At 67.6% G+C, this 13,415-nt stretch carries 13 protein-coding genes; 5 read left to right on the top strand and 8 right to left on the bottom strand.

All coding sequences use genetic code 11. The features are described 5' to 3' along the window. Positions 1-88: 88 nt before the first annotated feature. From BN1313_RS02445 to BN1313_RS02430, 4 genes are read right to left on the bottom strand one after another with little or no spacing between them, the layout of a single operon-like run. Complete coding sequence (locus BN1313_RS02445; protein WP_091736094.1) at positions 89-616, bottom strand: dihydrofolate reductase family protein; 528 nt, start codon at positions 614-616, stop codon at positions 89-91. A 23-nt stretch (positions 617-639) separates the two neighbouring features. Continuing rightward, on the bottom strand, positions 640-1,407 hold the full coding sequence (locus tag BN1313_RS02440; protein WP_091736091.1) for a carbon-nitrogen hydrolase family protein: 768 nt from the start codon (positions 1,405-1,407) through the stop codon (positions 640-642). Positions 1,408-1,414: 7 nt separating this feature from the next. Further along, positions 1,415-2,062, bottom strand: coding sequence for a glutathione S-transferase family protein (locus BN1313_RS02435; protein ID WP_091736088.1), 648 nt, complete (start codon positions 2,060-2,062; stop codon positions 1,415-1,417). After that, positions 2,059-4,872: a PAS domain-containing protein gene (locus BN1313_RS02430; protein WP_141653060.1), complete on the bottom strand. Its 2,814-nt coding sequence runs from the start codon at positions 4,870-4,872 to the stop codon at positions 2,059-2,061. The genes BN1313_RS02435 and BN1313_RS02430 overlap by 4 nt, the downstream gene beginning before the upstream one ends. A gap of 219 nt (positions 4,873-5,091) precedes the next feature. Between BN1313_RS02430 and BN1313_RS02425 the strand changes: the two genes are divergently transcribed. Further along, positions 5,092-5,841 (top strand): SDR family NAD(P)-dependent oxidoreductase, encoded by a 750-nt coding sequence (locus BN1313_RS02425; protein ID WP_091736082.1) that lies wholly within the window; start codon positions 5,092-5,094, stop codon positions 5,839-5,841. Between the two features lie 16 nt (positions 5,842-5,857). Here BN1313_RS02425 and BN1313_RS02420 read toward each other — a convergent pair whose 3' ends face one another. The 3 genes from BN1313_RS02420 to BN1313_RS02410 all read right to left on the bottom strand — a co-directional run bounded on the left by BN1313_RS02420 (position 5,858) and on the right by BN1313_RS02410 (position 8,558). Then, complete coding sequence (locus BN1313_RS02420) at positions 5,858-7,135, bottom strand: DUF6880 family protein (protein WP_091736079.1); 1,278 nt, start codon at positions 7,133-7,135, stop codon at positions 5,858-5,860. Continuing rightward, positions 7,136-8,185 (bottom strand): MraY family glycosyltransferase, encoded by a 1,050-nt coding sequence (locus BN1313_RS02415; protein ID WP_091736076.1) that lies wholly within the window; start codon positions 8,183-8,185, stop codon positions 7,136-7,138. Positions 8,186-8,258: 73 nt separating this feature from the next. Then, positions 8,259-8,558 carry a hypothetical protein gene (locus BN1313_RS02410; protein ID WP_245620064.1) on the bottom strand — a complete coding sequence of 100 codons (300 nt, stop codon included), beginning with the start codon at positions 8,556-8,558 and terminating at the stop codon, positions 8,259-8,261. 100 nt (positions 8,559-8,658) lie between these two features. On the opposite strand from BN1313_RS02410, the gene BN1313_RS02405 reads away from it, so the two are divergent. Continuing rightward, on the top strand, positions 8,659-9,615 hold the full coding sequence (locus tag BN1313_RS02405; protein WP_091736070.1) for a tetratricopeptide repeat protein: 957 nt from the start codon (positions 8,659-8,661) through the stop codon (positions 9,613-9,615). Between the two features lie 17 nt (positions 9,616-9,632). Beyond that, positions 9,633-10,013, top strand: a complete 381-nt coding sequence (locus BN1313_RS02400; RefSeq protein ID WP_091736068.1) for a GFA family protein — start codon at positions 9,633-9,635, stop codon at positions 10,011-10,013. A gap of 11 nt (positions 10,014-10,024) precedes the next feature. Here the strand turns inward: BN1313_RS02400 and BN1313_RS02395 are convergent, their stop codons facing one another. Next, positions 10,025-11,371, bottom strand: coding sequence for an aromatic ring-hydroxylating oxygenase subunit alpha (locus BN1313_RS02395; protein ID WP_176695869.1), 1,347 nt, complete (start codon positions 11,369-11,371; stop codon positions 10,025-10,027). 110 nt (positions 11,372-11,481) lie between these two features. Between BN1313_RS02395 and BN1313_RS02390 the strand changes: the two genes are divergently transcribed. Together BN1313_RS02390 and BN1313_RS02385 are read left to right on the top strand one after the other, a co-directional pair. Then, complete coding sequence (locus tag BN1313_RS02390; protein WP_091736064.1) at positions 11,482-11,979, top strand: Mpo1 family 2-hydroxy fatty acid dioxygenase; 498 nt, start codon at positions 11,482-11,484, stop codon at positions 11,977-11,979. Positions 11,980-12,033: 54 nt separating this feature from the next. Next, the gene (locus BN1313_RS02385; RefSeq protein ID WP_091736061.1) at positions 12,034-13,266 is read left to right on the top strand and encodes a multidrug effflux MFS transporter; all 1,233 of its coding nucleotides are present in this window, start codon (positions 12,034-12,036) and stop codon (positions 13,264-13,266) included. Positions 13,267-13,415 lie beyond the last annotated feature (149 nt).

Raw genomic sequence — 13,415 nt, 5'->3', positions numbered from 1 at the left:
TATCCGAGCAGGTCGGAATTTATGCTGCGCCGGCGACCGCCCCACAAGGCCATCCATTGGGACATCTCGGCCTAGGGTGGGCCACGCGTCACGCCGGGACGTAGGTCAGCCTGATCACCTTGCCGATCACCTCGCTGGCCACAAGCCGCAGCGGCGGGCGCGGGCCGGTGAAGAACGGCGCGCCCCCGCCCAGCACGACCGGGTGGATGTAGAGCCGGTACTCGTCGATGAGATCGAGCTCAGTAAGGCTGCCCGCCAGACCTGGACCGGCGACTTCGATCTCGCCGTCGGTCTCGGCCTTCAGCTTCAGCATCGAGGCCTTGAGGTCGCCCTCGCCGAGGGTGGCGTTGGGCCCAACCGAGGTCAGGGTGCGTGAGACGACCCATTTGCGCTGAGCGCGCCAGGCCGCCGCGTAGTCTCGCTCGGCCTGTTCCCAACCTTCCTGATCCTCGTCCCAGTAGCGCATGATCTCATACATCTTGCGGCCATAGACCACGGCGGACACACATCGCTGGTCTTCGATGAAATGCTGGAAGAGTTCCGCGTCGGGCGCGAAGGCCTCATGGTCGACATAGCCGTCGAGAGATTGGTTCAATGCGTAAACGAGCTTCGCCATAGTTCTTTCTCCGCCGGGAAGACTCAAAGACTAGCGGTGGCCAGCGGCTCGTCCACCGAGGGGGCGGGCGTCGGCAGGTCGAAGACGAGCAGGCCGGGCGCCTCGAGCGGCAGCTGAGCGACCACCTCACCGTTCGGATCCAGGACGGCGGTCGGGCCCCACGCAACCTGGTCATCGCGCGCGCCAGTGACATCGGCGGACATCAACCAGAGACCGGTTTCGCAGCATCGCTCGCCACGCACCTCATTGTGCCGATCCCTCCACGTCACGGCCGCCTCATGCGGCAGCATATTATTGGCGGGACAGACGAGCAGCGACGCGCCCTTCTGCGCCACAGCGAGCGCCAACTCGGCGAAGTTGGTGTCAGAGCAGATGTTGATCCCAAACCGCAGCCCGCCGATCTCGAAGATCGGCGTCTCCTCGCCCGCGCGAAAGCAGCGCTCGCTGCGCAGCAGCCGTTGCTTGCGGTAACGTCCGACCACGCACCGGCCAAAAATGACCACCGCGGTGTTGTAAAGATCCGCCCCATCGGCCTCGATCATGCCGACGACGGTCATCGGCGCGGGATCCGGCAACTGGCTCAGAAGATCGACGAATTGAGGCGAACCCAGATCGAGCGCGTTACGCCGCGCAATCTCCGTATCGGTCAGGTAACCTTGCAGGAAGCCCTCAGGGAAACACAGAAGCGATACCCCCTGGTTGTGGGCCTGGCCCATCACTTGCGCCAGATAAGCCATCGCCGCCGGCGTATCTTCACGAAATTCCGGCGTCTGAGCCGCGGCGATGCGCATGAAATCCTCAGGAAGCCGCCAGGCCTTCGACCCACCCGCGCGTGGCGTGGCAAGTCGCCATCGCCTGCTGGTAGCCCGGGCGGGCGCTGGTGCGGGCGATATAGGCCAGCTCGACCTCGCCCAGGGGGTAGCCGACCGTGCGCTGCGCCAGTTGCAAAGCGTAGGTCACCGAGATGTCCGCAGCGGTGAAGATTTCACCCGCCATGTAGGGGGCGTTAGCGAGCCGGGCCGTCACCAGGGTGAGACGGGTCCGAAATACGTAGAGCGCCTGGCGCGCGCTCCAGTTATCCCGTTCGGCCTCGGGCGCGATGTTGCGAGCGCCGTTGACGAAATAGATCGAGGCGGCGAGGCCCGCTTCGCCAAGGTGGAGGAATTGCTGGTACGCGGGGAAGTCGCGATCCTTTGGCGCGGGCGCCAGTGTCGTCGCCGCGCCGTAGCGCGCCAACAGGTATTCCATGATGGCGATCGACTCGACCATGACGACCTCGCCGTCCTGGATCGCCGGGATGAAACCCGCCGGATTGATGGCCAGAAACTCAGCGTCGTCCTTGACGCCCGCCAGGAGGTCCACAGGCCTGAGGCGATAGGCCAGGCCCAGCTCCTCCAGGAGCCAGACCACCCGAAAGCCGCGACCTTCGCCGAAGACCGTGATCATGCCCGCCGGCCGACCGTGGAGAGTTCGTGCAACGTACGCGCCAGTTCAGACTGGCGGAACGGCTTGGTGAGGATCGGCAGGTCGGCGGAGAGACTTTCCGCCTCGGCGAAGCCGGAGATCAACAGGACGATTCTGCCTGGCCACCTCGCGCGAACCTGGATGGCAAGATCGGCGCCCGACAGGCCCGGCATCAGATGGTCGGTCAGCACCAGATCGAAAGCCTGACCGCGCTCCATCATGGCCAGCGCTTCCTCGGCGGAGGCGGCTTCCACCACCTGATAGCCCAGGTCGATCAGCATGTCGGCGGTGCTCGCGCGCACCACCTCCTCATCATCCACAAGAAGCACGCGGCCCGCCCAGATCCCTTCGCCGATGTCTGGCGCGACTTCCGCCGGGGCCGGGGCCTCATCCGCCACCGGCAACCAAAGCTCGACGCGCGTGCCCGCCTGCGGCGCGCTGGCGATGGCGAGCACGCCGCCAAGCTGCGAGGCCAGGCCGTGGACCATCGACAGCCCAAGCCCAGTGCCCTTGCCCACGCCCTTGGTCGAGAAGAATGGCTCGGTGGCGCGGCGCAGCGTTTCCTGATCCATCCCCACGCCGGTGTCAGCGATGCAGAGGCGAAGGAAGCGACCTGGCGCGAGGCTCTCCGGCCGCGCCGCCAATTGGCCGGGCTCATCGGCCGAGATGGTCAGGACGCCGCCTGTTGGCATGGCGTCGCGCGCATTCACCGCCAGGTTCAGCACGGCCATTTCGAGCTGGTTGGGGTCGGCCTTGGCCGCGGGCAGCACCGGGTGAATGTCGGCCCTCACCTGCACGTTCGGGCCAGAGGTGCTGACGATCAGATCACTCATGCCGCGCACCAGCGCGCCGACATCGACGGCGGTCGGCTGCAACGGCTGACGACGGGCGAAGGCCAGGAGGCGCTGGACCAAGGTCTTGGCGCGTTCCGCCGACTGCAGAGCGCCGCCGATCAGCCTTTGCTCTCGGGCGCCGCCGACGCTGTGGCGCTGAAGCATGTCCAGCGAGCCAATGATCGGGGTCAGCAGATTGTTGAAGTCGTGGGCCACACCACCGGTGAGCTGGCCCATCGCCTCCATCTTCTGGGATTCGCGGAGCGCGGCCCGCGCGGCGGTGAGCTGCGCCTCGCGCGCCTTGGCCTCGCTGATGTCGCGTCCGTTGGCGATGAAGTTGACCCCGTCGCTCTCCGGCGTCACCACCCACTCGATCCAGCGCCAGCCGCCGTCAGCGGTGGCGATGCGGTTCTCGAAGCGCGTCGGCTGACCGCTCGCGCCCATGCGCGCCAGAGCGTCCAGGGTCGGGCCCTCGTCCTCCGGATGCATGAAGGTGGCGTAGCCGCGCGACAGCAATTCCTGCTCGCTCCACCCCAGCACGTGCGACCAGGCCGGATTGACCGATATCATCATGCCGGTGAAATCCGCCCGCGCCAGCATGTCCTGCGACAGCGCCCAAAGCTGGTCTCGCTCGGCCAACCGTTCGGCCGCGCGGGTCTCCAACTGGGCGTTCAGATTGAGCATCGCGGTTTCCGCCGCCCGCCGCTCGGTAATGTCGTTGAAGAGGATGGCGACGCGGTTCTGCCCGGGCTCTCCCGCAGGGAAGGCGTGGACGTCGTACCAGCGCCCGAAGGGAATCGCCTGGTTCTCGAACCGCACGGCCTCGCCCGTGCGCGCCACCCGGCCGTAGGTCTCAAACCAATGCCGTTCGAGGCCTGGCGCAACCTCGCTGACCCAACCGCCCGCCGCGCCGTGGAGGCCTGTCTGCCGCTCAAAGGCGGGGTTGATTTCGACCAGTCGATAGTCGATCGGCGAGCCGGTCTCATCGAACTTCATTTCGACGACGCAGAAGCCGACATCCACCGCCTCGAAGAGGGTGCGATAGCGGGTCTCGCTCGCGCGCAGAGCGGCGCTGCTTCGATAGCGCTCGACGGCGGCGAAGGTCCGCTCCGCCACGTCGCGGATCAGTGACAGCTCGTCGGCGCCCCAATCGCGGACCGTGCCATGATTGACAAACAGCACCGCCACCAACCGGCCGCGCTCCACCACCGGCACATTCACGAAGGATCGCGCGCTCCGCCCCTCCAGCGCTGCGGCCGAGGCGGCGGTGCGCGGGTCCTCACGCACGTCGCAGATGGCGATGAACTCGTTGCGCCGCAGACTTTCGATGAACGAGCCATAGTCGCGCAGCCGCGTGACGCCAGCGAGGGAGTCGACGCCCGGCGCCGTCCAATCCCGGTCAACGTGCAGCGTCTCCGCCTCATCGTCGATGACGCCATAGCCGACTCGGTCGACGCCTAGATTCCGGCCCAGGATCTCGCAGACCGCGTGGGGCAGGGCGGCGGGATCGTCGAGCTCGCGCAGGATGTCGCTCAGCTCGGCCAGGGCGGCCAGGCGCTGCTGCGCCTGCACGGCGGCCGTCACATCATAGCCCCCGACAAAGACGCCGGTCACCGCGCCGGCGGAGTCGCGCAGCGCCTGGTACAGGAAATCGACATGGCGTGGAGCGACGTGGGACCCCATGCGGACCGGCCTGGCCAGGGCGTTGAAGGGTTGGCCCGTCTGGAAAACCTGATCGAGCAGGTCGAAATAGCCCTGGCCCTCCAGCTCAGGGAAGACTTCGCGGACCGGTCGGCCGATAAGGTCGCGGTCACCCGTCAAAGCGAGGTAGGCGTCGTTGACATACTCGAACCGGTGGTCAGGCCCAGCCAGGACCGCGACGAACCCCGGCATCTGCTGGAGCGCTGTCAGGGCTCGGCCGGCATCGGCCGCCTTTGGGTCGAACGGCGTCAAGGGCAAGGCGCGGCGTGGTCCATCATCGCTGAACGCGTCAGGCCGGGGTCAGGATCAAGCGGCCACGAAGGCCTTGCGACCCGCGTGCGGGCGACCTGTCGGATTGATCCTGACTTTCGGTCTTCATGTGGCCTCCGGGCGCCGGCCAGGATGTCGATTTGAGGCGGGGGACGCAACATCGGCGGGGCGTGCTACACGCGCCTGGCGTCGAATCGGGAGACAGCGGTGGATCTGAAACTGAACGGAAAGCGGGCGATCGTCACCGGCGCGAGCCGCGGGATCGGCAAGGTCGTCGCTCGCCTGCTGGCCGAGGAGGGTTGCAGCGTCGTCATCGTCGGTCGCCAGCAGCCGCCGCTGGACGCCGCAGCGGCCGAGCTCAGTCAGCGCGGCGGCGGGCCAGTCCATGCGGTGGTCGCCGATGTCGGCGAGGATGGGTCGGTGAGCGCGCTGGTCGGCCAAGCCGTCTCCCTGATGGGCGGGGTCGATATCCTCGTCAACTGCGCAGCGGCGTGGACGCCGGGCGGCCCCGGGATCGGCGGCGCGTCCATGGCCGGCCTCGCCGCCAATCTGAACATCAAGCTTCTTGGCTACATGCGCATGGCCCAGGCCGTCGCGCCCCTGATGGTCGGGGCCGGCTGGGGCCGCATCATCAATATCGGCGGCGCCTCGACGCGCAGCGCGGGCAGCTATCCCGCCACGATCCGCAACGCCGCGATCACCGGGCTGACGGGCAACCTGGCGGATGAACTGGGCGCCAGCGGCGTGACCGTGAACGTCGTCCATCCCGGCCCGACCGTGACCGAGGAACGGGAGCCGGAAGCCGGCGACGGCGCGCGGCTGAACAACATCGGCCGCATGCCCACGGCCGAAGAGGTAGCCTACGTCGTCACCATGCTCGCCTCGCCGTTGAGCACGGCGGTCAACGGCGAATCCATCCTGGCCAGCGGCGGGCTGCGCGGCGCGATCGCCTACTAGGGGGACGGCGCGGCCGCTACAGGATGATCGTATCCGCCTCTTCCGTCAGACGGTCGCATAGCTTGAACTCCCGGCGCCGGAACGCGGCCGCGGCCGCGGCGCGCAGCAGGCGGTGGGCGGCGGCGGGGAAACGGCGGCGCAGTTGCGCGGCCCAGAGCTCGGCCTGCGCCGGGTCGATGTCGAGATCATCGGGACGCGCCGCGATCATGCGGGCCGCCTCCGCCAGCGCCGGCCACGCCATGAGAAAGCCGAGGCCCCGCTCGAAATCGGTATGGGCTGCGGCGTAGGCGAAGGCGCGGCCTTCCGCCTCGACGTCGTCGAAGTCGGCCAGCCTGGTGGTGAAGGACCGAGCGCGGTCGACATCGAGGGTGCGTTCGAAGGAGGCCCAACGGACGTCCTGCGCCGCCGCGGTCTCGCCAGCCTGGTCCAGATAGTCGATCCAGGCGCTTTCCCATGCGAAGTCCGGCGGCGGCAGGCGGCCGCTTGGGCCTGTCGGCTGTGGCGCGGCGGCGCGCAGAATCTCGCCGGCCTCGCCCACGCGGCCCGCCGCCAGGAACTGCGGGGCCAGGGCGGCGGCGACCGACGGATTGGCGAGCGCCTGCAGGCTCCAGGAGCCACGCAGGGCGTCGAGGTCGCCCGCGGCCTGCGCCAGCGCGCGCACGACCGCGAGGGATGGCGCTGCGCCGCCCAGCCGCCCCCGGGCCGCCTTCAGGGCGACGGCGGCCATGGCGGCCGAACTTTCCCGTAGGGTTTCAGGCGCCCAGACAGCCCAGGGCTCCGGATCGGCTGCAACGGCGTCGATCAGGGCGTTGGCCGCCAGATGCGGGTCTTGATCGGCCAGCAAGCGGCCAAGATCGGCGGCCGCGCGCACATAGGCCGCCGCCACCGCCCCGTCACGGTCACGGTCACGGAAGCGGCGGGCCACCGGCTGGGCGGTCTGCAAAAACAGCCACAGGCGATCGAGCGCCGCGGCGGGATCGAGCTCGGTCAATCGCTCGGCGATCAGCCGGCGCAGCGCATCGAGGTCGCGCACGAAGGCCGGCTTCTGCCGCCAGACGACGTGGCCGCGGCTGGTCTGCAGCGAGCCCAGGCGCTTGTCGATCTCCGCGGCGAGATGCTCAGGACCCTGGTTGGCGGCCAGCTCCATCCGCAGACGGCGCTTCAGATCGGGTCGGGTCTCGGCGACGCTCACCAGGAGCTCGGCGAGGCGCTCGACCCCCAGGCTCGCGAGGTTCTCCGGCGTCACCTTCTTCAGGCTGGCGACGGTCGGCCCCTTGGCGGCCCCTTTGGCCATCTAGCGAACCTTCAACGCCAGCACCACCAGCAGGGCCGAGAGCCCCAGGTGGACCAGCATGAAGCGCACCAACACCTGGCTGTTCGACCAGCCGAGCGCCTTGCGGCAATGATCGTGCAGGGGAAAACGCACCCCGGCCAGCACCCTCAACCGGAAGAAACGCATCAGGGCGACCTTCACCAGGCCGGTCGCGCCATTCAACAGCAGCATCGATCCGACCAGCACCAGGAACAGCGGGTTATGGGTGGCGACCACCAGCATGCCGATCATCAGGCCGATCGGCCGCGAGCCGGCGTCGCCCATCAGCACCTGGCTAGGCGGGGCGTTGTACCAGAGGTAGCCGGCGATCGCGCCGACCATCAGGAAGGCCATGACCGCCCAGTCCGGGCCATCGGCCACGAAGGGGATGCGCAGGTAGATCGCCACCTGCTCATTGCCGAGCACGGCATAGAGCAGGCCGCCCAAAAGCATGATGGCCGTGGCGCTCAGGCTGCCGGAGACTCCGTCGACCCCGTCGGAGCAATTGGTGGCGTTGATCGCCAGCCAGATCACGCCGGTGGCCACCAAGGTGGCGAGCCAAGGGGCGAGCACGATGACCTGCGACCAGCCCGGCAGCCAGATGGTGGTCGGTTGCCAGCCATAGATCACCAGGGCCGCGCCCAGCGCGATGACGAGGTCGAGGACCGCCAGGAGATATTCGCTGAAGCCGCCGCCGCGACGGTCGTCGAGATAACCCACCGCCATCGCAGCCAGCACGAAAGGCAGGGTGAGGAGCGCACGAGCGTCAAAGGGCATGAAGACCAGGGCGGCCACACAGAACAGGCTGATGAAGACCAGGCCGGCGCTCACCGGCTTGCCCACGCTCTTGGCGGCGTCGATGGCGAAGGCCCGGCCCCGGTCCGTCGGCAGCCGCCCCCAGACTCTGGGCAAGACGATCCAGGTCGCCAGGGCGCAGACTGAGAAGCCCGTGGCCGCCAGGAAGAAGAACGAATTGAAGAGCCGCAACGGTCCGAAGTTGGGACCCAGGGTCTCATAGAGCCAGGCGAGCATCGGCGGGGTCCCAGGGCGAGGTTGACGCCCGTTCTCGGGCAAGGCGGGAGGTCTGTCGACGGTTGTTGGGGCGTTAGAGCGACAGCCAGCGGCGAGGCCATTTCCAGCCGAGCGAGCGGACCTCGGCGGGCTTGAGCGCCAGGCTGGCGGCGTTGGCGGGCGTAAGCTCGGAGATCATGTGCACGGGCTCCAGCCCGCCGATGGGGCTTTCGGCGACCTCGCCCAGGAGCATCGCCTTGTCGATCGCCGTCCACTCGGCCTTGGCGCGTTCGTCGTGACCTACGGCGAAGAAATGGCGCAGGTGCCTGGGCTCGCCCGCCGGCCGCACCATCACCCCGATCATCCAGCCCGCCGCCATGGGGCTGGCTAACACGTCGCGGGCGCGCCGGCATGCTCATAGACGCCTGACAATCGCTTGAGCCCAGGCGCCTTTCAGGCTCAGATGGCTCAACAATAAGACTGGAAGGGCGGGCATGCGACTGATTTTGCTGGGCATTGTGACAATGGGCGCGGCGCTGGGCCCGATCGTGGCGGCGGCGCAGTCAGTCCCCGATCTGCCTGCGGCGATGCGGCCGGCAGTGAAAACTCCGGAGGCGGTCGGCCTGGATGGCCGCGAATTCTTTCCCCCGCCAACCTCGCCGGCCGCCAAGGCGGTGCTGGACGCGAACCTGGCGGCCACGACCCTCGATTTCATCCGCGCGCCGGATGACGCGCAGCGCATCCTCTGGCTCGGCCGGCGGCTGGGCTATATGGCGCGCTTCCAGGACGCAATCGTCGTCTTCTCACGCGGTGCTGAGAAATTCCCTGACGACGCGCGGTTCCTGCGCCACCGCGGCCACCGATATGTGAGCACGCGGCAGTTCGACAAGGCGATCGCCGATTTCCAACGCGCCGCCGCCCTGATGGCGAACCGGCCGGACGAGGAGGAAGCTGTGGGCAGCGCGTCGGCGACGCGCTCGGGAACGCTGAAGTTCAACATCTACTACCACATGGGCCTGGCCTACTTCCTGAAGGGCGACTTCGAGCAGGCTCTGAGCGCCTACCGCGAGTGCATGAAGTATCGCAGCGACGAAGAGTCCCTCGTGGCGATCAGCGACTGGACCTACATGACGCTGCGTCGGCTAGGTCGGGATACTGAGGCCAAGGCGTTCTTGAAGCCGATTGTCCCGGGCATGGCGATTAAGGATAATATCTCGTATTATCAGAGACTTCTGATGTACAAGGGCCTGTTGAAGCCCGAGCAGGTGTTGGCGGCCGACGAGACCGATCCCGTGCAGATCGCCACCCAGGGCTATGGGGTCGGCAATTTCTACCTCGTCAAAGGCGACACGGCGAAGGCGACGGAGATCTTCCGCCGCGTCGTCGCCGGGTCAGAATGGGGCGCGTTCGGATTCATCGCGGCGGAAGCCGATCTCGCCCGGATGAAGTAGCCGGCGGAAGGGATCAGATGCGCCAGGGTTCATGCCTCTGCGGCAAGGTCACGTTCAAGGTCGAGGGTCAGCTCGCCCCGCCGGACGCCTGCCATTGCACGGCGTGCCGCAAACAATCGGGCCACGTCTTCGCCTCGACCGACGCGTCGAAGGCGTCGCTTTCGGTGCGCGGCGAGGCGCATGTGACCTGGTACCAGTCGTCGGCGAAGGTGCGACGCGGGTTCTGTTCGTCCTGCGGCTCAACCCTGTTCTGGGATCCGGTGGAGCGCGACTGGATCGCCATCGCCATGGGCGCCTTCGACGGCTCCACGGGCGTCGCGCTGAAGGCTCACATCTTCACCGCCGACAAGGGCGATTACTATGAGATCGCCGACGGCCTGCCGCAGAACCCGCAGTAGACGCGGTCGACCTAGATCCGGCCGCCGGCTTCGGGCGGCATGGCGTGGTCGGCCTTGAGCGCCGCCCAGCTTTCGGCGTCCATCCAGTCGGCCCAGGCGCGGTAGGTCCACAGCTGATTGTGCTCGCTGACGTGGGTGTCGACGTAGGTCAGACCCAGGTCGGAGCCCTGCACCTCGCCCAGGCCCAGGTTCATGCTGAAGTTCAGCGGGTAGCGCCGGGCGACGACGCCCTTCATGGCGCGCGTCGACTGGTCCCAGTTCTCGCCGTCTTCCTGCTCGAGGAGGCCGGCCGCGCCGAAGTGGTGGATGGCGCGCATCCGCACCGCTTCGCTCTGCGCCTCGGTGAATTCTTCCGGCTCGATGGTGAACCACCAGATCTCGCAGACGTCCGGCCCTTTCGGCAGGCGCAGGCAAATCTGGCTCGTGCTGGAGGGCACCCACAGATTGGGGAAGATCAGCCGGTGGCCCTTGGTGTCGATCTGGTCGCCGAGCATCTCGGCGTTTTCCGGCGTGCGGCGCCATTGCTCGATCTGCAGCGGATCGACCGCGCCCTCGGCGGCCTTCTTGTCGACCACCGCCCAGGTTTCTTCCGTCAGGCGCGGACCACCGATCCCGTGGCCGTATTCGCCGAACAGGTTGCGGTGCTCCATCTGCCGCTTCTTGTGGTCGCCGGCGCTGCGGTCGATGAAGTTGTTCATGACCGCCGAGGCGTGGCTGATGTCGGGGTGGTAGTAGTCAAACAGGTTGTCGTTCGCGAGCTTCCAGTTGCAGCCGATCTGGTTCTTCTGGACGCCCTGGACGATCCGGATCGTGCCGCGACCCGCCGTCAGATCGAGCGCCAGACGACCGACCGGACCCAGGTAGTCTTCCAGGTCGGGCGCTTCCGGATCCATGGTCGCGAAGACGAAGCCCTTGTAGCTGGCGACCTTGCCGGCCTTCACCAGGCCCCATTGGCTCTTGTCCAACTGTTCGTGGTAGAAATCCTTGTAGCCGGGAACGCCGATCAGCGATCCGTCCAGGCCGTAGGTCCAGCCGTGGTAGGTGCACAGGAACGAGCGCGCATTGCCCTCCTCCGCTCGACACACCGCGTTGCCGCGGTGGCGGCAGGAGTTCAGCAGGACCTGAAGCTGGCCCTTCTTGTCGCGGGTGGCGATGACGCTCTCTTCACCGATGAACGACAGGAAGAAGTCGCCGGCCTTCGGAATCTGCGTCTCATGGCACATGAAGTTCCACGCGCGGGCGAATATGCGCTCCAGCTCCAGCTGGTAGATGGCTTCGTCCGTGAAGATCTGGCGATCGACCGTGCCCGCCTCGGCGTCGACCATCGATCGAAACGGCGTCGTGATTTCGTGAAGCATAGCTGCGCTCCTCCAACCGCTTTTGGGGCTCTGTTCGGCCTGACTGTTCATCAAGACAGCTTGCCTTTAGCGTATCACCGGACTTTCAGATTTGTCACGAGGCGCCCTCGATGACCGAGCTCGTCAGGCAGCTCGCCGCCTACGCCGCCTATCACCGCGATCGACGCAATGTGGCGACCCATATGGTCGGCATTCCGGTCATCGTGCTCGCCATGCAGGTCCTGACTTCGCGGCCGATGCTCGACGCCGGCGGCTGGACCGTCACCACCGCAGTGGCCCTCTCAGCAGCGGCGGCGCTTTATTACCTGCGACTCGACCTGGGCTTCGGGGCGGCGATGGCGGCCCTAATGACGTTAGGCTGCGGGCTTGGCGCGATGATCGCCAGCATGCCGACCGCCGCATGGCTGGCGATCGGCGCAGGCGGCTTCATCGGCGGCTGGGCGCTGCAATTCATCGGTCACCACTATGAGGGGCGCAAACCCGCGTTCTTCGACAACCTGCTGGGTCTGCTGATCGGCCCTTTGTTTATCGTCGCGGATATCGCCTTCGCCCTGGGTCTGCGGCGCGCCGTGCGCACGGCCGTTCATCACGACCCTTCCGCAACCTGACCCTTACGCTGTAGGCATGCAGTCCCGCCCGCGGCACCGGAAGCGCACGCCCATATGACGACCTCGCCCAGCGCCCGGGCGCGCCCATCGGTCCCGCCGACACCCTGGGGCCTTGTCGCCCTTCTGGGATCGCTGACGGCGTTCGGCTCCATGTCGATCGACCTCTACCTGCCGGCGCTGCCGCAGATCGCCCGCGAGTTGCACACGCGCCCCGGCCAGGTCGAGGCTACGGTGGCGGTGTTCGTAGCCGGCATGGCGATCGGCCAGGTCATCTACGGTCCGGCGTCAGACCGCTTCGGCCGGCGAGCGCCGATCCTGGCGGGGATCGCCATCTATATCGCCGCCTCGATCGTCTGCGCGCTCGCGCCATCGATCGAGGTGCTGACGCCAGCGCGCTTCATCCAGGCGCTCGGCGGGTGCGCCGGGATGGTGGTCGCCCGCGCCGCTGTCCGGGATCACTTCGACCACACCGAAACGGCGCGGATGCTGTCGTTCATGCAGCTGATCTCGGGCATAGCGCCGATCGTAGCGCCCGTGCTCGGGGGGCTGATCGCCACTTGGCTGGGCTGGCGCGCGACCTTCTGGACGCTGTTGCTGTTCGGCCTTGGAACGTGGACGGCGGCCTTCCTGTGGTTGAAGGAATCGCGTTCGGCGGCGACCCTCGCGCAGGCTCGCCTGGAGGGCCCGTTCCGCGCCTTCGCCGCCCTTCTGCGACAGCGGCGGCTGTTGGGCTATGCGCTGGCGGGCGCCCTGAACGGCGCATGCCTGTTCTCGTACGTCGCCGCCGCCCCCGTCGTGATCATCGACGTCTATGGCGTCTCGCCCGCCATGTTCGGCTGGGCCTTCGCGCTCAATGGATCGGGTCTGGTGCTGGGCGGCCAGATGAACCGCTACCTGCTGCGCCGCTGGAGCCCGGACTTCCTGCTGGCCCGGGTGGGTCTCATCGCCCTGGCGTTCGGCGCGTTGCTGGCGACCGCGACTTGGACCGGCGTTGGCGGCCCGTGGTGCGTCTTCCCCCTGCTGTTCTGCACGATCACCAGCTACGGCCTGATGCAGGGTAACACCACCGCCGGGGCCCTGAGCGTCGATCCCATCCGCTCGGGCTCAACCTCGGCCTTGCTGGGCGCCTGCTCGTTCGGGACGGGCGCGGCGGCGGGCGCCGTGACCGGCCTGCTGTATGACGGCTCGGCCAGGCCGATGGCGACGGTGATGGCCCTGGCTCTGGCTGGATCTGTGGCCGCGCTCTACGGCTTGGCGTTCAAGCGATCCGGCCATCCAGGCGGCTGATCGCGGCGCTGCGCATCCACGCGGCATCTGCCCTTGGGATGCGCAACGACGGCCGCGCCACCGGCCTTCAAACCGATGATCCTCCCCAGTCGCGCCTTCAGGCTGTAGGCGACGGCTCCAGTTCGCGTAGTCCGAAGGTCGAGCCTCTC

This window comes from Phenylobacterium immobile (ATCC 35973) (genome assembly GCF_001375595.1).
In the GTDB taxonomy this organism is placed as follows: domain Bacteria; phylum Pseudomonadota; class Alphaproteobacteria; order Caulobacterales; family Caulobacteraceae; genus Phenylobacterium; species Phenylobacterium immobile.
The sequence above is the reverse complement of the archived record's forward strand: the minus strand, read 5'-3'. Positions and strand labels throughout refer to the sequence as shown.